General features: G+C 43.8%; 22 protein-coding genes and 1 tRNA gene. 20 read left to right on the top strand and 3 right to left on the bottom strand.

The annotated features are described in order from the left end of the window. Window positions 1-10 precede the first annotated feature (10 nt). From rsmA to pflA, 9 genes are all read left to right on the top strand, one after another. On the top strand, window positions 11-883 hold the full coding sequence (gene rsmA, locus HMPREF8578_RS03185) for a 16S rRNA (adenine(1518)-N(6)/adenine(1519)-N(6))-dimethyltransferase RsmA (RefSeq protein ID WP_001216885.1): 873 nt from the start codon (window positions 11-13) through the stop codon (window positions 881-883). 1 nt (window position 884) lies between these two features. Next, window positions 885-1,763, top strand: coding sequence for a ribosome small subunit-dependent GTPase A (gene rsgA, locus HMPREF8578_RS03180; protein WP_001161995.1), 879 nt, complete (start codon window positions 885-887; stop codon window positions 1,761-1,763). 10 nt (window positions 1,764-1,773) lie between these two features. After that, complete coding sequence (gene rpe, locus HMPREF8578_RS03175) at window positions 1,774-2,430, top strand: ribulose-phosphate 3-epimerase (protein ID WP_000084995.1); 657 nt, start codon at window positions 1,774-1,776, stop codon at window positions 2,428-2,430. After that, complete coding sequence (locus HMPREF8578_RS03170; protein WP_001001253.1) at window positions 2,393-3,055, top strand: thiamine diphosphokinase; 663 nt, start codon at window positions 2,393-2,395, stop codon at window positions 3,053-3,055. The genes rpe and HMPREF8578_RS03170 overlap by 38 nt, the downstream gene beginning before the upstream one ends. Before the next feature lies 1 nt (window position 3,056). Then, window positions 3,057-4,313 (top strand): DNA recombination protein RmuC, encoded by a 1,257-nt coding sequence (locus HMPREF8578_RS03165; protein ID WP_000450916.1) that lies wholly within the window; start codon window positions 3,057-3,059, stop codon window positions 4,311-4,313. Beyond that, window positions 4,303-5,244 carry a 3'-5' exoribonuclease YhaM family protein gene (locus HMPREF8578_RS03160; RefSeq protein WP_000703207.1) on the top strand — a complete coding sequence of 314 codons (942 nt, stop codon included), beginning with the start codon at window positions 4,303-4,305 and terminating at the stop codon, window positions 5,242-5,244. The genes HMPREF8578_RS03165 and HMPREF8578_RS03160 overlap by 11 nt, the downstream gene beginning before the upstream one ends. Window positions 5,245-5,348: 104 nt before the next feature. Beyond that, the gene (gene purR, locus HMPREF8578_RS03155) at window positions 5,349-6,176 is read left to right on the top strand and encodes a pur operon repressor (protein ID WP_002874197.1); all 828 of its coding nucleotides are present in this window, start codon (window positions 5,349-5,351) and stop codon (window positions 6,174-6,176) included. 66 nt (window positions 6,177-6,242) lie between these two features. Next, window positions 6,243-7,496, top strand: coding sequence for a diaminopimelate decarboxylase (locus HMPREF8578_RS03150; protein ID WP_000856551.1), 1,254 nt, complete (start codon window positions 6,243-6,245; stop codon window positions 7,494-7,496). Window positions 7,497-7,619: 123 nt separating this feature from the next. Further along, on the top strand, window positions 7,620-8,414 hold the full coding sequence (gene pflA / locus HMPREF8578_RS03145) for a pyruvate formate-lyase-activating protein (RefSeq protein ID WP_001288280.1): 795 nt from the start codon (window positions 7,620-7,622) through the stop codon (window positions 8,412-8,414). A gap of 73 nt (window positions 8,415-8,487) precedes the next feature. Here the strand turns inward: pflA and yidC are convergent, their stop codons facing one another. Beyond that, on the bottom strand, window positions 8,488-9,417 hold the full coding sequence (gene yidC / locus HMPREF8578_RS03140; RefSeq protein WP_025168797.1) for a membrane protein insertase YidC: 930 nt from the start codon (window positions 9,415-9,417) through the stop codon (window positions 8,488-8,490). Between the two features lie 77 nt (window positions 9,418-9,494). After that, entirely contained in the window at window positions 9,495-9,773 is a 279-nt protein-coding gene (locus tag HMPREF8578_RS03135; protein WP_001174609.1) for an acylphosphatase, read from the bottom strand. 33 nt (window positions 9,774-9,806) lie between these two features. On the opposite strand from HMPREF8578_RS03135, the gene HMPREF8578_RS03130 reads away from it, so the two are divergent. The 11 genes from HMPREF8578_RS03130 to HMPREF8578_RS03085 all read left to right on the top strand — a co-directional run bounded on the left by HMPREF8578_RS03130 (window position 9,807) and on the right by HMPREF8578_RS03085 (window position 18,593). Beyond that, on the top strand, window positions 9,807-10,547 hold the full coding sequence (locus HMPREF8578_RS03130; RefSeq protein WP_000152694.1) for a TrmH family RNA methyltransferase: 741 nt from the start codon (window positions 9,807-9,809) through the stop codon (window positions 10,545-10,547). Window positions 10,548-10,601: 54 nt separating this feature from the next. Continuing rightward, window positions 10,602-11,285, top strand: a complete 684-nt coding sequence (locus HMPREF8578_RS03125; protein ID WP_001076870.1) for a Bax inhibitor-1/YccA family protein — start codon at window positions 10,602-10,604, stop codon at window positions 11,283-11,285. Between the two features lie 109 nt (window positions 11,286-11,394). After that, a complete protein-coding gene (gene asnA / locus HMPREF8578_RS03120; protein WP_000747998.1) occupies window positions 11,395-12,387 on the top strand; it encodes an aspartate--ammonia ligase in 993 nt (330 codons plus the stop codon). 64 nt (window positions 12,388-12,451) lie between these two features. Next, a complete protein-coding gene (gene rsmD, locus HMPREF8578_RS03115; protein ID WP_000706944.1) occupies window positions 12,452-12,991 on the top strand; it encodes a 16S rRNA (guanine(966)-N(2))-methyltransferase RsmD in 540 nt (179 codons plus the stop codon). Further along, window positions 12,981-13,469 (top strand): pantetheine-phosphate adenylyltransferase, encoded by a 489-nt coding sequence (coaD, locus tag HMPREF8578_RS03110; protein ID WP_001280715.1) that lies wholly within the window; start codon window positions 12,981-12,983, stop codon window positions 13,467-13,469. Before rsmD ends, coaD begins: the two co-directional genes overlap by 11 nt. Continuing rightward, entirely contained in the window at window positions 13,453-14,490 is a 1,038-nt protein-coding gene (locus HMPREF8578_RS03105; RefSeq protein ID WP_000730772.1) for a SepM family pheromone-processing serine protease, read from the top strand. Before coaD ends, HMPREF8578_RS03105 begins: the two co-directional genes overlap by 17 nt. Window positions 14,491-14,545: 55 nt before the next feature. Continuing rightward, entirely contained in the window at window positions 14,546-14,776 is a 231-nt protein-coding gene (locus tag HMPREF8578_RS12295; protein WP_002892633.1) for a DUF1146 family protein, read from the top strand. A gap of 23 nt (window positions 14,777-14,799) precedes the next feature. Continuing rightward, window positions 14,800-16,080, top strand: a complete 1,281-nt coding sequence (murA, locus tag HMPREF8578_RS03100) for a UDP-N-acetylglucosamine 1-carboxyvinyltransferase (protein WP_000411924.1) — start codon at window positions 14,800-14,802, stop codon at window positions 16,078-16,080. Further along, window positions 16,067-16,261 carry a DNA-directed RNA polymerase subunit beta gene (locus HMPREF8578_RS03095; protein ID WP_000977280.1) on the top strand — a complete coding sequence of 65 codons (195 nt, stop codon included), beginning with the start codon at window positions 16,067-16,069 and terminating at the stop codon, window positions 16,259-16,261. The genes murA and HMPREF8578_RS03095 overlap by 14 nt, the downstream gene beginning before the upstream one ends. Before the next feature lie 40 nt (window positions 16,262-16,301). Continuing rightward, window positions 16,302-17,126: a DNA/RNA non-specific endonuclease gene (locus HMPREF8578_RS03090; RefSeq protein ID WP_000359006.1), complete on the top strand. Its 825-nt coding sequence runs from the start codon at window positions 16,302-16,304 to the stop codon at window positions 17,124-17,126. Window positions 17,127-17,261: 135 nt separating this feature from the next. Beyond that, a complete protein-coding gene (locus HMPREF8578_RS03085; RefSeq protein WP_000390011.1) occupies window positions 17,262-18,593 on the top strand; it encodes a hemolysin family protein in 1,332 nt (443 codons plus the stop codon). A 133-nt stretch (window positions 18,594-18,726) separates the two neighbouring features. On the opposite strand, the gene HMPREF8578_RS03080 is transcribed toward HMPREF8578_RS03085, so the two are convergent. Beyond that, a tRNA-Cys gene (locus HMPREF8578_RS03080) sits at window positions 18,727-18,797 on the bottom strand. Window positions 18,798-18,800: the final 3 nt, after the last annotated feature.

Raw genomic sequence — 18,800 nt, 5'->3', positions numbered from 1 at the left:
AAGAGAATAGATGAGAATTGCAGATTATAGCGTGACTAAGGCAGTGCTGGAGCGTCACGGTTTTACCTTTAAAAAGTCCTTCGGGCAAAATTTCTTGACGGATACCAATATTCTTCAAAAGATCGTGGATACGGCTGAAATTAATGATCAGGTTAATGTTATCGAAATCGGGCCAGGAATTGGTGCTTTGACGGAGTTTCTAGCTGAGCGTGCAGCTCAAGTCATGGCCTTTGAGATCGACCACCGTTTGGTACCGATTTTGGCAGATACTCTTCGTGATTTTGACAATGTAACAGTGGTTAACGAGGACATTCTCAAAGTGGATTTGGCGCAACATATCCAGAATTTCAAAAATCCAGAATTGCCGATTAAGGTAGTAGCCAACTTGCCCTACTATATCACAACGCCTATTCTCATGCACTTGATCGAAAGTGGCATTCCTTTTAGTGAGTTTGTCGTCATGATGCAAAAAGAAGTGGCGGACCGTATCTCAGCACAGCCAAATACTAAGGCTTATGGTAGTTTGTCGATTGCGGTGCAGTATTATATGACAGCAAAGGTTGCCTTCATCGTGCCACGTACGGTCTTTGTGCCAGCCCCAAACGTGGACTCAGCCATTTTAAAAATGGTGCGCCGTCCAGAACCGGCTGTAGCAGTGAAAGATGAGAACTTCTTTTTTAAGGTTTCCAAGGCTAGCTTCACTCATCGTCGCAAGACCTTATGGAATAACTTAACAGGCTACTTTGGAAAGACTGAGGAAGTCAAGGAAAAGTTGACCAAGGCTTTGGATCAGGCAGGCTTGTCTCCATCTGTGCGTGGGGAAGCACTTAGCTTGGAAGAATTTGCTAGCCTTTCAGATGCGCTTAAAGGACAAGGACTCTAAGATGCAGGGACAAATTATTAAAGCCTTGGCAGGATTCTACTATGTAGAGAGTGATGGCCAAGTCTATCAGACACGTGCGCGCGGGAATTTTCGTAAAAAAGGCCACACGCCCTATGTTGGGGATTGGGTAGACTTTTCTGCCGAGGAAAATTCCGAAGGTTATATCCTCAAAATTCACGAACGGAAAAATAGCCTGGTCCGTCCGCCTATTGTCAATATTGACCAAGCTGTGGTGATCATGTCAGTCAAGGAACCAGACTTCAACAGCAACTTGCTGGATCGTTTCTTGGTTCTTTTGGAACACAAGGGCATTCATCCTATTGTTTATATTTCTAAAATGGACCTCTTGTCAGATCGAGGAGAACTGGATTTTTACGAGCAGACCTATCGTACTATTGGTTATGACTTTGTGACTAGTAAAGAAGAACTTTTGCCTTTGTTGACAGGAAAAGTGACGGTCTTTATGGGGCAGACGGGTGTTGGAAAATCAACCCTCCTCAATAAAATCGCACCAGATCTCAATCTTGAAACAGGAGAGATCTCAGACAGTCTAGGTCGTGGTCGCCATACCACTCGAGCTGTTAGTTTTTACAATCTCAATGGGGGTAAAATCGCGGACACGCCAGGATTTTCATCACTGGATTATGAAGTGTCAACGGCTGAAGACCTCAATCAGGCCTTTCCAGAGATTGCCAGTGTCAGTCGAGACTGTAAATTCCGTACTTGTACCCATACCCATGAACCGTCCTGTGCGGTTAAGCCGGCTGTAGAAGAAGGCGCTATTGCAACCTTCCGTTTTGACAACTACCTGCAATTTCTCAGTGAAATTGAAAATCGCAGAGAAACCTATAAAAAAGTCAGTAAAAAAATTCCAAAATAAGGAGAAACCTATGTCTCAATACAAGATTGCTCCGTCAATTCTGGCAGCAGATTATGCCAACTTTGAACGTGAAATCAAACGCCTAGAAGCAACTGGTGCAGAATATGCCCATATCGATATCATGGATGGTCACTTTGTACCGCAAATCAGTTTTGGTGCAGGTGTGGTCGAAGCTCTTCGTCCACATAGTAAGATGGTCTTTGACTGCCACTTGATGGTAGCTAATCCTGAGCATCATCTAGAAGATTTTGCGCGTGCAGGGGCAGATATCATCAGCATCCATGTCGAGGCAACACCTCATATCCATGGCGCTCTTCAAAAAATTCGCTCTCTCGGTGTTAAACCTTCTGTGGTTATCAATCCTGGGACACCTGTGGAGGTGATCAAGCATGTCCTTCACCTAGTGGACCAAGTCTTGGTCATGACAGTGAATCCTGGATTTGGAGGACAAGCCTTTCTGCCTGAAACCATGGACAAGGTTCGTGAGTTGGTTGCCCTTCGTGAGGAAAAAGGTTTGAACTTTGAGATCGAAGTCGATGGTGGGATTGATGATCAAACCATTTCTCAGGCTAAAGAAGCTGGTGCTACCGTTTTTGTAGCAGGGTCTTATGTCTTTAAGGGAGATGTCAATGAACGAGTGCAAACTCTCAGAAAACAATTGGACTAGGGTTGCCGTTTTTGCCGGCGGAGATAGCGGTCATTATCGGACGGATTTTGATTGCTTTGTCGGTGTGGATCGAGGCTCGCTCTGGGTCTTGGAAGAAGACCTTCCTCTCACTCTAGCAGTTGGGGATTTTGATTCGGTGACTGCAGACGAACGTCAGTTGATTCAAAAACGTGCCCAACATTTTGTTCAAGCCCAGCCAGAAAAAGATGATACAGATCTGGAATTGGCTCTCTTAACCATCTTTGAGCAAAATTCTCAGGCTCAGGTGACTATTTTTGGGGCTTTGGGTGGTCGTATTGATCATATGCTGGCTAATGTCTTCCTGCCTAGCAATCCCAAGTTGGCACCCTATATGCGCCAGATAGCGATTGAGGATGGGCAAAATGTGATTGCCTATTGTCCAGAAGGGACCAGTCAGCTAGAGCCTCGTTCAGATTACGATTATCTAGCCTTTATGCCAGTTCGGGATAGCCAGCTGACTATTCTTGGTGCCAAGTACGAATTGACAGAGGATAATTTTTTCTTTAAAAAAGTGTATGCTTCTAACGAATATATAGATAGGGAAGTTTCGGTAACTTGCCCAGATGGTTATGTCGTCGTGCTACATAGCAAGGACAGGAGGTAGGATGGAGACTGTATTATTACTATTATTAATTGTCAACCTAGCTGGACTCTTTCTCATTTGGCAAAGGCAGGATAAGCAAGACAAGTACCTAGCCAAGAGTTTGGAGGATCAGGCAGACAATCTTTCAGATCAACTGGATTACCGCTTTGAACAAGCAAGACAAGCCAGTCAGCTGGATCAAAAAGATTTGGAAGTGGCTGTCAGCGACCGTTTGCAAGAAGTGCGAATGGAGTTGCACCAAGGCCTGACTCAAGTTAGACAGGAGATGAACGAGAATCTCCTTCAAACTAGAGATAAGACCGACCAACGTCTCCAAGCCTTGCAGGAGTCCAATGAGCAACGCTTGGAACAAATGCGCCAGACAGTCGAGGAAAAGTTAGAAAAGACCTTGCAGACGCGCTTGCAGGCTTCCTTCGAGACCGTTTCCAAACAACTGGAGTCGGTCAATCGTGGCCTGGGAGAGATGCAGACAGTTGCCCGCGATGTCGGTGCCCTTAACAAAGTTCTCTCTGGAACCAAAACGAGAGGTATTCTGGGAGAATTGCAACTGGGGCAAATCATCGAAGATATCATGACTCCTGCCCAGTACGAACGAGAATTTGCAACGGTTGAAAACTCCAGTGAGCGAGTGGAGTACGCCATTAAGTTACCTGGCCAAGGCGACCAGGAATATGTCTATTTGCCGATTGACTCCAAGTTTCCACTGGCAGATTATTATCGCTTGGAAGAAGCCTATGAAGCAGGCGATAAGGACGAAATCGAACGTTGTCGCAAATCACTCCTAGCTAGCGTCAAGCGCTTTGCCAAGGATATCAAGAGCAAGTACATAGCGCCACCGCGGACGACCAATTTTGGAGTCTTGTTTGTTCCGACAGAGGGACTCTACTCAGAGATTGTTCGCAATCCGGTCTTCTTTGATGATTTGAGACGTGAGGAGCAGATTATTGTCGCGGGTCCAAGTACCCTATCAGCTCTGCTCAATTCTCTATCAGTTGGCTTCAAGACTCTCAATATCCAAAAGAGTGCCGACCATATCAGCAAGACTCTTGCCAGCGTCAAGACCGAGTTTGGCAAGTTTGGTGGCATTCTGGTCAAGGCACAAAAACATCTCCAACATGCCTCTGGCAATATTGATGAATTATTAAACCGTCGTACCACTGCTATCGAGCGGACGCTCCGTCACATTGAGTTATCAGAAGGTGAGCCTGCGCTTGATCTACTCCATTTCCAAGAAGATGAGGAAGAATATGAAGATTAGTCACATGAAAAAAGATGAGCTGTTTGAAGGTTTTTACCTGATTAAGTCAGCTGACCTAAGACAGACGCGTGCTGGGAAAAACTACCTAGCCTTTACCTTCCAAGACGATAGCGGCGAGATTGAAGGGAAGCTCTGGGATGCCCAACCTCATAACGTTGAGGCCTTTACCGCAGGGAAAGTCGTCCACATGCAGGGACGTCGAGAAGTTTATAACAACACTCCTCAAGTCAATCAAATTACTCTCCGCTTGCCTCAGCCTGGGGAACCCAATGATCCAGCTGACTTCAAGGTCAAGTCACCAGTTGATGTCAAGGAAATCCGTGACTACATGTCGCAAATGATTTTCAAGATTGAAAATCCTGTCTGGCAGCGTATCGTTCGTAGTCTCTACACCAAGTATGATAAGGAATTCTACTCCTATCCGGCTGCCAAGACCAACCACCATGCCTTTGAAACAGGTTTGGCTTATCATACAGCAACCATGGTGCGCTTGGCAGATGCCATTAGCGATATCTACCCTCAGCTCAATAAGAGCCTTCTCTATGCTGGGATTATGTTGCATGACTTGGCTAAGGTTTTAGAACTCAGTGGTCCCGATCAGACGGAGTACACAGTTCGAGGCAATCTACTTGGCCATATCGCCCTCATCGATAGTGAAATTACCAAGACAGTCATGGAACTAGGCATCGATGATACCAGAGAAGAAGTGGTGCTACTGCGCCATGTCATCCTCAGCCACCATGGCTTGCTAGAGTATGGAAGTCCAGTCCGTCCACGCATTATGGAGGCAGAGATTATCCATATGATTGATAATCTAGATGCCAGCATGATGATGATGTCAACAGCTCTTGCTTTGGTGGACAAAGGAGAGATGACCAATAAAATCTTCGCTATGGACAATCGTTCCTTCTATAAACCAGATTTAGATTAATAATTTAAGAAAAACGAGCATTTTTTACGCAATAATGTTCGTTTTTTTATGTGAATATGGTATAATGGATAAAATATCAAAATTAAATGGAATGGTAAATAAAAATGAAATTAAGAAGAAGTGATCGGATGGTTGTCATTTCCAACTATTTGATTAATAATCCATACAAACTAACAAGTCTCAATACCTTTGCAGAAAAGTACGAATCTGCTAAATCATCGATTTCAGAGGACATTGTGATTATCAAGCGTGCCTTTGAGGAAATCGAAATCGGTCATATTCAGACTGTGACTGGAGCAGGTGGTGGCGTTATCTTTACACCATCAATCTCGAGTCATGAAGCCAAAGAAATGATCGCAGATTTGCGTGACAAACTTTCAGAAAGCGACCGTATCTTGCCAGGTGGCTACATCTACCTATCTGATTTGCTCAGTACACCTGCCATTTTGAAAAATATTGGGCGCATCATTGCCAAGAGCTTTATGGACCAAAAAATCGATGCCGTTATGACAGTAGCAACAAAAGGGGTGCCACTCGCAAATGCAGTTGCCAATGTCCTCAATGTTCCATTTGTCATTGTGCGCCGTGACTTGAAAATTACCGAAGGTTCAACGGTCAGCGTCAACTATGTTTCAGGTTCCAGCGGTGACCGTATTGAGAAAATGTTCCTTTCAAAACGCAGTCTCAAGGCAGGCAGTCGTGTCTTGATTGTGGATGACTTCTTGAAAGGCGGCGGAACTGTCAACGGGATGATTAGTCTCTTGCGTGAGTTTGATTCAGAGTTGGCTGGTGTCGCAGTTTTTGCAGACAATGCCCAAGAAGAACGTGAAAAGCAGTTCGATTACAAGTCACTCTTGAAGGTTACCAATATTGATGTTAAGAACCAATCCATCGATGTTGAGATTGGAAATATCTTTGACGAAGACAAATAAGAGATAGAACTAAAGGTTGGAACGATTGTCCCAGCCTTTCTTTGCAAACAGAATAGAAGGATGCTTATGAAAACACCATTTATCAGCCGTGAAGATTTAGAAACAATTGTTGCAGAGTTCCCGACTCCCTTTCACTTGTATGATGAGAAGGGGATTCGTGAAAAAGCAAGAGCCGTCAACCAGGCCTTTTCTTGGAATAAGGGATTTAAAGAATATTTTGCAGTCAAGGCCACTCCAACCCCAGCTATCTTGAAAATCCTCCAAGAGGAAGGTTGTGGTGTGGACTGTTCTAGTTATGTAGAACTCTTGATGAGCCACAAACTGGATTTCCCCGGTTCTGAGATCATGTTCTCTTCAAACAATACCCCAGACCAAGAGTACGCTTATGCGCGTGAGTTAGGTGCAACCATTAACTTGGATGCCTTTGAAGATATTGAACATCTAGAGCGAGCAGCAGGTATTCCAGAAATCATCTCTTGTCGTTACAATCCTGGTGGCATTTTTGAGCTAGGAACAGATATCATGGACAATCCTGGAGAAGCCAAGTTTGGCATGACCAAGGACCAGCTTTTTGAAGCCTTTGCAGTTTTAAAGGAAAAAGGAGCCAAGACATTTGGGATTCACTCTTTCCTAGCATCCAATACCGTCACCCATCTCTACTACCCAGAGTTGGCGCGTCAGCTTTTTGAATTAGCTGTGGAAATCAAAGAAAAATTGGGCATTTCACTAGACTTTATCAATCTTTCCGGCGGTATTGGTGTCAACTATCGCCCAGACCAGGAGCCAAATGATATCGCTGTAATTGGTGAGGGAGTTCGTAAGGTTTATGAGGAAGTCCTTACGCCAGCAGGTCTTGGTCAGGTTAAGATTTTCACCGAATTAGGCCGCTTTATGTTGGCGCCTCATGGAGCTCTTGTCACAAGAGTCACTCATAAGAAAAAAACTTACCGTACCTATCTAGGTGTGGATGCATCAGCAGTCAACCTCATGCGCCCCGCCATGTATGGAGCCTACCACCATATCAGCAATCTGACCCATCCAGACGGACCAGTTGAGGTGGTAGATGTGGTTGGTTCACTCTGTGAAAACAATGATAAATTTGCAGTGAACCGCGAACTACCTCATACAGAAATCGGTGATTTGCTGGTGATTCATGATACAGGTGCACATGGATTCTCCATGGGTTACCAGTACAATGCCAAACTACGCTCAGCAGAAATTCTCTATACCGAAGAAGGAAAAGCCCGCCAAATCCGCCGTGCAGAGCGCCCTGAGGACTATTTCGCAACCTTGTATGGTTTTGATTTTGAATCGGATTAGTAAAAGAAATTGAAAATGAAAGTGAAAAACAGATTGCTTTCTAAAAAATAGACAAAAAACCTTGTTTTTCACCTTACTCGTGATATAATAAAACTATAAAACGGTTTCAAGGAAGGTGACGATATGTCTGAAGAAACAATTGACTATGGACAAGTGACAGGAATGGTGCATTCGACAGAGAGTTTTGGGGCGGTAGATGGCCCTGGGATTCGGTTTATTGTCTTTTTGCAGGGCTGTCACATGCGTTGCCAGTACTGTCATAACCCCGATACATGGGCTATGGAGACCAATAAATCACGCGAACGGACAGTAGACGATGTCTTGACAGAAGCCCTTCGCTACCGTGGTTTCTGGGGAGACAAGGGAGGAATCACTGTCAGTGGTGGAGAGGCCCTCTTACAGATTGATTTCCTAATTGCCCTCTTTACCAAGGCCAAGGAAAAAGGAATCCACTGTACCTTGGATACCTGTGCCCTTCCGTTCCGTAATAAACCACGTTATCTCGAAAAGTTTAATAAACTCATGGCGGTGACAGACTTGGTTCTCCTGGATATCAAGGAAATTAACGAAGAACAGCACAAGATTGTCACAAGCCAAACCAATAAAAACATCTTGGCCTGTGCCCAGTACCTATCAGATATTGGGAAGCCTGTTTGGATTCGCCATGTGCTGGTTCCGGGATTGACAGATAGAGATGACGACTTAATCGAACTCGGTAAATTCGTCAAAACCCTCAAAAATGTTGACAAGTTTGAAATCCTACCTTATCATACGATGGGAGAATTCAAGTGGCGTGAACTTGGGATTCCTTATTCGCTCGAAGGGGTCAAACCTCCAACAGCAGACCGTGTTAAGAATGCCAAGGAGTTGATGGATACAGAAAGTTACCAAGATTACATGAAACGTGTTCATGGATAAAAAAAGAAGCCCGATGGAGACATCGGGCTTTTGTGATGCATAAAAAGCCTAGCCTCTCAGCTAAGCCTTTTTCTTATTTTCTAGAATGTTGTTTACCAGCATTGCGTTTTTTATGTTTCTTATTAGTCATGATCGCAGTTGCTTGGTTTGGAGTGACATCTTTACGTCCGCCTCCAGTTGAAAATGAACTTGCTTTTGGTGGATTTTTGGCAAATTCTTCACGAACTTTTTTGCGGAGTTTTGGACGAACAACATAGTTAACGATGAACTGTTGGAGAATCATCATGAAACCACCGACAACCCAGTAAAGCGTCACACTGGCTGGTGCGAAGAAGGAGAAGAAGACAATCATGAGTGGGCTCATGTAAATCATTTTCTTGAGCTGTTCTCTTTGCATTTCATCTTCTACTCCGTGAAGTGAGAGGAGCGATTGAAGATAGTAAAGGACACCAGCACAGGCAACCAAAATCATACTTGGAGACCCTAGAGGAATTCCTAGGTAGCTTGCTTGAGCAACTCCATCAGTATGTTGGGCAGCAAAGTAGATAGCAGAGAAGAAAGGCATTTGAATGAGGATAGGGAAACATCCTACACCACCGAGCATGCTGATACCATGTTCTTTTTGGGCAGCAAAGAGAGCTTGTTGCGCTTCTAGTTTTTCTTCCTGAGTTGTTGCTTCTTTGAGACGGGTTTGATGTGGTTCAAGCACATGTTTGAGAGCGTTCATCTTTTCAGAGTGAAGTGTCGCCTTCCATGATTGGTAGATACCGAGTGGCAAGATAATCAAACGAACGATAATGGTGACGATAATGATAGCGACCCCGAAGCCTAGACCTTTATCAGTAGCGAAGTACTTGATAGCTTCTCCCATCGGAGCACCCAAGAAATCCCAAACGGGACCAATTGGCTTACCTGTTGCATTATCAATCTGAACGCAACCTGTCAAGACGAGTAGCATAGCCACTCCCATAGCAGAGAGGGCAAAACGTTTAATAGATTTCAATGTTTTCATTCCTTCTTTAAAAATTATACCTTTCTATTCTACTGTTTTTTTGTAAAATATACAATAGTTCTAGAGACCTAATTTGCGACTTTGAAGTCCGAATAGGATGAAAAGTTGCTCATTTGTACATCTAGATAGGTAACTTTTGAAAAAGGTGTCGGACCTTTTCGGATTTCTTGGATAAATTTTGCCATAGTGGCAGAAGAGTCTGCCTGAGCAAGAATTTCCACTGTGCCATCGTCGTTATTCCAGACACGACCAGTTATGCCACCGATTTCAAGAGCTAAAGTAACAACACCCCAACGGAAACCAACACCTTGCACCCTGCCTTGGGCAATCATTCTAACCTTTTGCATACCAAACCCCTTTGATTGTGTTATAATATTTCTATGACTATTATAACCTCAAAAGCCAATTCTGTGGTAAAAAATGCCAAGAAATTACATCAAAAAAAATATCGAAAGTCTGCTTATTTGATTGAGGGCTGGCACTTGTTTGAAGAAGCTGTTCAAGCAGGGGTGACGATTGAAAAGGTCTTTGCCCTAGAAAGTTACCTAGATCAGCTAGCGGCTTTTCCACAAACAGTCTGGGTTTCAGAGGAGATTTTGCTGGATTTGGCAGATACGCAAACTCCTCAAGGGATTGTTGCAGTGATTCAAAAAGAAGAAGTGGGTCTGCCTGATTTTCGTCAGGGCAAGTATCTATTTTTAGAGGATGTTCAAGATCCTGGGAATGTAGGTACCATGATTCGGACTGCGGATGCTGCAGGTTTTACAGGGGTTATTGTCTCAGACAAGTCAGCAGATATCTACAGTCTCAAGACTCTGCGTTCCATGCAAGGAAGTCATTTTCACTTGCCTATCTATCGTATGCCTGTTGCCACCTTTGTAGTAGAGGCAAAAAAGAGCAATTTGCCCTTTCTAGCAACGACCTTATCGAGAGATTCAAAGGATTATCGTGAGCTTTCTTCACTAGAGAACTTTGTTTTAGTCATGGGAAATGAAGGGCAGGGGATTAGTTCTGTCATGGCTGAGAGTGCTGATCAGCTGGTTCATATAGGCATGAAAGGCCGAGCAGAAAGTCTCAACGTGGCAGTTGCAGCAGGCATTTTGATGTTTTATTTCAGCTAATTTATAAAATCTTTGTTATAATCAAGACATATTTATAAAAAAAGGAGAATCAGAATGAATCAAACGATTATTCAAGAACGTTCAGGCCTCAATCAATTTTACGCCAAGGTTTATGCCTTTGTGGGACTTGGGATTGGTCTATCAGCTCTCGTGTCAGCTTTGATGTTGACAGTCTTTCAGTCCCAATTGGTTTACTTTTTAATGCATGGCCGTCTCTGGCTGATGATTGCAACTTTTGCAGAACTTGCTCTGGTCTTTGTTGCAAGTAGCATGGCTGCCAAAAATAGCCCAGCAGCTCTCCCAGTATTTTTAGTTTATTCTGTTTTAAATGGCTTTACGCTCAGTTTTGTCGTAGCCTTCTATACACCTGGGACCGTCTTATCAGCCTTTGTATCCAGTGCTCTTCTTTTCTTTGTCATGGCGGCAATCGGAATTTTCACTAAGAAAGATTTGAGTGGAATGGGCCGAGCTTTGATGGCGGCGCTCGTTGGTCTCATCATTGCCATGGTTGTGAATCTATTTTTAGCCAATAGTTTCTTTGACTACATGATTAGTATTGCCATGGTCTTGGTTTTCTCAGGTTTGATTGCTTGGGACAACCAAAAGATTCGCTATGTTTATGAGCAGTCACGAGGGCAAGTAGCGACAGGTTGGGTCATTTCAATGGCTCTCAGCATCTACCTAGACTTTATCAACCTCTTCCTTAGCATCTTACGTATCTTTGGTCGAAACGATTAATGAATGACAGAGTCAGTGTTCAAAAGAGCACTGACTTTTTCTTATTTACTCTTTTCTTTTCTTGGAAATAGGTGTATAATGCTTTTAACTAATTTTTGAGGAGCTGTTTATGAAGAAAAGTTTTATTCATCAACAAGAAGAAATTTCCTTTGTCAAAAACACTTTTACCCAGTATTTGAAAGATAAGTTAGAAGTTGTTGAAGTTCAAGGTCCTATCTTGAGCAAGGTCGGGGATGGGATGCAGGACAACCTATCAGGTGTCGAAAATCCAGTATCCGTCAAGGTCTTGCAGATTCCAGATGAAACCTATGAAGTCGTTCACTCACTTGCCAAATGGAAACGCCACACCTTAGCCCGTTTTGGTTTCGGTGAAGGTGAAGGTCTGTTTGTTCATATGAAGGCCCTTCGTCCAGACGAAGATTCGCTCGACGCGACCCACTCAGTTTATGTGGACCAGTGGGACTGGGAGAAGGTTATCCCAAATGGTCAACGCAATATCGCCTATCTCAAAGAAACCGTTGAGAAGATTTACAAGGCTATTCGTCTAACAGAGCTAGCCGTAGAAGCTCGCTACGATATCGAATCCATCTTGCCAAAACAAATCACCTTTATCCATACAGAAGAGTTGGTAGAACGCTATCCAGACTTAACACCGAAAGAGCGTGAAAATGCAATCTGTAAAGAGTTCGGTGCTGTCTTCTTGATTGGTATTGGTGGCGAGTTGCCTGACGGAAAACCTCATGACGGACGTGCGCCTGACTACGATGACTGGACTACAGAGTCTGAGAATGGCTACAAAGGGTTAAATGGGGATATTCTAGTTTGGAACGAATCTCTTGGTTGTGCCTTTGAACTTTCATCAATGGGGATTCGGGTAGATGAGGATACCCTTCGTCGCCAAGTGGCTCTTACAGGAGACGAAGATCGTCTAGAATTGGAATGGCATAAAGCCTTGCTTAACGGCCTTTTCCCACTGACAATTGGTGGAGGTATCGGACAGTCTCGTATGGCCATGTTCCTTCTTCGTAAGAAACACATCGGAGAGGTTCAGACCAGTGTTTGGCCTCAAGAAGTTCGCGATACGTACGAAAATATTTTGTAGAGAATCGAACCGCAAGGTTCGGTTTTCTTTCTCTTTTTGCCTATAATTTGGTATAATAAACGGTATGAAAATCGTATCAGGAATCTACGGAGGGCGTCCCCTCAAGACGCTAGAAGGCAAGACGACGAGGCCGACATCAGATAAGGTGCGTGGAGCTATCTTTAACATGATAGGTCCCTATTTTGAGGGCGGTCGTGTCTTGGATCTCTATGCTGGCAGTGGTGGTTTATCTATTGAAGCTGTGTCAAGAGGGATGTCCCATGCTGTCTTAGTGGAACGGGATCGAAAGGCACAAGCTATCATCGCTGAAAACATCCAAATGACCAAGGAAGTTTCCAAATTTCAGCTCTTAAAGATGGAGGCTGAACGGGCCTTGGAGCAAGTGAAAGGTCCCTTTGGCCTGGTCTTTTTAGACCCTCCCTATGCCAAGGAACAAATCGTTGCAGATATCGAAAAAATGGCAGAAAGAAACCTTTTCTCCGAAGAGATCATGGTTGTCTGCGAAACCGATAAGTCTGTAGAACTACCAGAAGAAATTGCCTGCTTAGGTATCTGGAAGGAAAAAATATATGGGATTAGTAAGGTGACAGTTTATGTCAGATAAAATTGGATTATTTACAGGTTCATTTGATCCGATGACAAATGGACATCTGGATATCATTGAACGTGCCAGCAAACTCTTTGATAAGCTCTATGTCGGGGTTTTCTACAATCCCCACAAACAAGGCTTTCTCCCTGTTGAAAATCGCAAACGAGCAGTCGAAAAAGCGGTGGCGCATTTAGATAATGTAGAGGTGCTGGCTTCTCATGACCAACTAGTCGTAGATGTTGCAAGAAGACTGGGTGCTAAGACCCTTGTCCGTGGCTTGCGAAATACCACCGACTTGCAATACGAGTCTAGTTTTGATTACTACAATCATCAACTGGCTCCAGAAATCGAAACCATTTACCTATATAGTCGCCCAGAGCATCTTTATATTAGCTCTTCGGCCGTGAGAGAACTTCTGAAGTTTGGTCAGGAGATTCAGCAATATGTCCCAAACAGTGTTGTGGAGGAATTAGAACATGAAGAAAAAAACTAGATGGCCCTTATATGTCATCCTAGCACTAGTATTGACTTTTTTAGCCTTTGTAGTACCTTTACCATACTACATAGAAGTTCCGGGTGGAGCGGAAGATATTCGTCGCGTTTTGAAAGTCAATGAAACAGAAGACACAGAAGCAGGAGCTTACCAGTTTGTGACAGTTGGGATTCGACATGCAACCCTGTCGCATCTTGTCTATGCTTGGTTAACCCCTTTCACGGATATTAGAAGTGCCAAGGAGACTACGGGTGGCTCTACGGATGCAGAATTTATGCGGATTAATCAGTTCTACATGCAAACTTCTCAAAACATGGCCAAGTATCAAGGATTGAAGACGGCTGGAAAAGATATTGAACTCAAGTATCTGGGAGTCTATGTCTTGACCGTGACGGACAATTCAACTTTTAAGGGCATTCTGAACATTGCAGATACCGTGACAGCTGTTAATGACAAAACATTTGACAGTTCAAAAGACTTGGTCGACTATGTCAATTCTCAACAATTAGGGGATACGGTCAAGGTAACCTATGAAGAAGACGGAAAAGTCAAGTCTGCAGAAGGTAAAATTATCACTCTCGAAAACGGGAAAAACGGGATTGGGATTGGTTTGATTGACCGTACGGAAGTGACCAGTGACGTTCCAATTCGCTTTTCAACAGCTGGTATCGGCGGGCCAAGTGCTGGTCTCATGTTTAGTCTCGCTATCTACACCCAGATAGCAGATCCAGGACTTCGTAATGGCCGCATCGTTGCGGGAACGGGAACCATTGATCGCGATGGAAATGTTGGCGATATCGGTGGAATTGACAAAAAAGTAGTTGCAGCCTCTCGTCAGGGAGCCAACATCTTTTTTGCTCCTGACAATCCAGTCACCGAGGAAGCAAAAAAAGCAGATCCCAATGCGAAAAGCAACTATGAAACAGCCCTAGAAGCTGCTAAAACGATCAAAACAGAGATGAAAATCGTTCCGGTTAAAACCTTGCAGGATGCGATTGATTACCTTAAAAACAATCCCTAATTCGTAGAAAAATCGAAAACTAGCGCGCAAGCGGATAAGATGGTATAATAGTCAAATGGTTCAATTATTATTCACTCTAAGTAGTCATATACTCTTTATTTATTTGAGTTTTTACCTTTTGAAGGATCTTGTGAGATGGGAAAAGGTTTTAAAAGTGACCGCTACTAATACAAAAAAAGTTCGTTTGTTGGTAGGCTTCTTTAGTATTGTGATGGGCTACATCTTGAGTTCATTCTTTATCAGTTTGTACCAACTGTGGCAAGAAGCACTTAGAGGACTATTATAAAATCAAAAGTAAAGGAAACAACTATGGAAAAAATTGTGGTTCAAGGCGGAGATAATCGTCTGGTCGGGAGTGTGACGATCGAGGGAGCAAAGAATGCAGTCTTACCCTTGTTGGCAGCGACTATTCTAGCAAGCAAGGGGAAGACAGTCTTGCAGAACGTCCCAATCTTGTCAGATGTTTTCACCATGAATCAAGTGGTTCGAGGTCTGAATGCCAAGGTGGACTTTGATGAGAAAGCTCATGTTGTCGAGGTTGATGCGACTGGTGATATCACGGAGGAAGCTCCATACAAGTATGTCAGCAAGATGCGTGCATCGATTGTAGTCTTGGGACCAATCCTTGCTCGTGTAGGCCATGCCAAAGTTTCTATGCCAGGAGGGTGCACTATCGGGAGTCGTCCAATCGACCTCCACCTCAAAGGTTTGGAAGCTATGGGGGCAAAAATCACCCAGACAGCTGGTTACATCGAAGCCAAGGCAGAACGCCTGCATGGCGCTCATATCTACATGGACTTCCCTAGTGTCGGCGCAACACAAAACCTCATGATGGCAGCGACTCTAGCTGATGGTGTGACAGTCATTGAAAATGCTGCGCGTGAGCCAGAAATTGTTGACCTCGCTATTCTCCTTAATGAAATGGGAGCCAAGGTCAAGGGAGCTGGTACCGAAACCATCACAGTGACTGGTGTCGAGGAACTCCATGGTGCGACCCACAATGTCGTTCAAGATCGTATCGAAGCCGGAACCTTTATGGTGGCTGCAGCTATGACTGGTGGCGATGTCCTCGTTCGTGATGCAGTCTGGGAACATAATCGCCCCTTAATCTCAAAACTACTTGAAATGGGCGTTGAAGTGACAGAGGAGTCAGAAGGTATCCGTGTTCGTTCTCAACTTGAAAATCTCAAGGCTGTTCATGTAAAAACCTTACCACATCCAGGCTTTCCAACAGATATGCAGGCGCAATTTACAGCTCTGATGACAGTCGCAAAAGGGGAATCCACCATGGTGGAAACGGTGTTTGAGAATCGCTTCCAACACTTGGAAGAAATGCGCCGTATGGGCTTGCATTCAGAGATTATCCGTGATACAGCTCGTATTGTTGGGGGACAGGCTTTACAGGGGGCAGAAGTTCTATCAACGGATCTTCGCGCTAGTGCTGCTTTGATTTTGACAGGTCTGGTGGCGCAGGGAGAAACAGTTGTCGGTAAGTTAGTCCACCTTGATAGAGGTTACTACCGTTTCCATGAGAAATTGGCTCAGCTAGGAGCGAAGATTCAGCGAATCGAGGCAAATGATGAAGAATAAAAATTTACGCTATGTACTCCGTCGTTTACTGTTGATTTTTATCGTCCTATTGCTAGGCTTTCTGGCTTTAGGGATCGGCTTGATGGTTGGCTATGGTATCCTAGGAAAGGGACAGGATCCATGGGCAATCCTGTCTCCAGCAAAGTGGCAGGAATTGATTAGCAAATTTACAGGAAATTAGACTGGGAGACCAGTCTTTTTCTAAAGAAATAAGGAGAAAAATGGACAAAAAAACAAGACAAGCTCTGATAGGGTTACTTCTATTCTTACTCTTGGCTGCTGGAAGCTACTATATCAAGCAGATGCAGACAGCGCCAAACTCCCCTAGAACAAAGGTTAGTCAGAAAAAACAAGCTTCAGAAGCTCCCAGTCAGGAGCTTGCTGAAAGTGTCTTAACTGAGTCAATCAAAAACCAAATCAAGGGTAATCTCGAGTGGAATGGAGCAGGGGCCTTTGTTGTCAATGGCAATAAAACCAATCTAGATGCCAAGGTTTCTAGCAAACCCTATGCGGATAATAAAACAAAGACAGTTGGAAAAGAAACAGTCCCGACTGTTGCCAATGCCATCTTATCCAAAGCGACTCGGCAGTATAAGAATCGTGAAGAGACTGGAAATGGCTCAACCTCTTGGACGCCACCAGGATGGCATCAGGTTAAGAATCTAAAGGGAGCCTACACACATGCAGTTGATAGAGGACACCTGCTGGGCTATGCCTTGATAGGAGGTCTGGATGGTTTTGATGCCTCTACTAGCAATCCCAAGAACATTGCAGTCCAGACAGCTTGGGCAAACCAAGCACAGGCTGAAGATTCGACAGGTCAGAACTACTATGAGAGTTTGGTCAGAAAAGCCTTGGACCAAAATAAGAGGGTCCGTTATCGGGTGACGCTCCACTATGCGACAAATGAGGACCTAGTTCCATCGGCTTCACAAATCGAAGCCAAGTCTTCAGATGGCGAATTGGAATTCAATGTCCTAATCCCCAATGTTCAAAAGGGAATCCAACTTGATTACCAAACGGGTCAAGTAACAGTGATAGATTAGAAACAATAGATACTATAAAAACAGCTCCTTTGTCTTCTATAGGCAGGGGAGCTGTTCTTTAAATGAAAAATAATGTGAATCCTGATGGATTTTATGATATAATGGAACACAAGATACTATTTTAGGAGAAGGACTATGGAAGACCCGAGCAGTCAGAATTTGTTGCTACAGTTTGTATTGTTATTTATCTTGACCTTTTTAAATGCCTTTTTCTCAGCCACCGAAATGGCTATGGTGTCACTAAATCGTGCCCGAGTAGAGCAAAAAGCAGAAGAAGGAGACAAACGTTATATCCGTTTGTTAAAGGTACTTGAAAACCCTAATCACTTTTTATCAACGATTCAAGTTGGTATCACCTTGATTACGATCTTGTCTGGGGCCAAATTGGCGGATACCCTTGGACAAGTGATTGCATCTTGGATGGGAAGCGGAGAGACGGCTTATGCCATTGCAAGTTTTTTATCTTTAGCGTTTTTGACCTACATCTCTATTGTTTTTGGGGAACTCTATCCTAAGAGAATCGCTCTAAATCTGAAAGATAACTTGGCCATCCGAACCGCACCAGTCATTATTGGTTTGGGGAAAATTGTCAGCCCCTTTGTTTGGCTTCTGTCGGCTTCAACTAATTTGTTGAGTCGTGTGACGCCAATGACCTTTGATGATGCTGATGAAAAGATGACACGAGATGAAATTGAGTACATGTTGACCAAAAGTGAGGAAACTTTGGATGCAGACGAAATCGAGATGTTACAAGGGATCTTCTCTCTAGATGAGCTGATGGCGAGAGAAGTCATGGTTCCTCGGACAGATGCCTTTATGGTGGATATTCAGGATGATAGTCAAACCATTATCCAAAGTATTCTAAAGCAAAATTTCTCACGTATCCCTGTTTATGATGGGGATAAGGACAATGTGATTGGTTTGATTCATACCAAGCGTTTGCTAAACGCCGCCTATGCAGATGGCTTTGAAAATATTGTCTGGAAGAAGATCTTACAAGATCCACTCTTTGTTCCTGAAACTATTTTTGTGGATGACTTGCTAAAAGAATTGCGAAATACCCAAAGACAAATGGCCATTTTGCTCGATGAATATGGTGGTATGGCTGGACTGGTCACACTGGAAGACCTGCTGGAGGAGATTGTTGGAGAAATCGACGACGAGACAGACCGAGCAGAAATCGAAGTCCATCAAATCGGTGAGGACACCTATATTGCACAGGGAACTATGAATCTTAACGACTTCAATAACTACTTTGGTGTCGAACTAGAAAGCGATGATGTGGATACCATCGCCGGTTATTATTTGACGGGTGTTGGTACGATTCCAACAACTGAAAAAATCAGTTATGAACTGGTCAGTCAAAACAAGCAAATCGTCCTGACCAATGATAAGGTGAAAAATGGACGTGTTACCAAGGTAAAAGTTCAAATCACAGAACTAGAACCTGAAGAAGAAACAGAATAAAGCAGTGACTTGAGTCACTGCTTTTTGTAAACCTATATGGTAGATACAGTTATCCCTATCTATTTGGAATAACAAAAAAGCCCGATTTTACGGGTTTTTCATTTGGTTGATTCCTGTTAATTCAGGTATTGAAAGGCGGTAGACGGATTTGAACCGACGATCAAGCTTTTGCAGAGCCGTGCCTTACCACTTGGCTATACCGCCTCA

Source organism: Streptococcus oralis ATCC 49296, from assembly GCF_000185265.1.
Classification (GTDB): domain Bacteria; phylum Bacillota; class Bacilli; order Lactobacillales; family Streptococcaceae; genus Streptococcus; species Streptococcus oralis_BC.
This window is presented reverse-complemented; position numbering and strand designations above follow the sequence as displayed.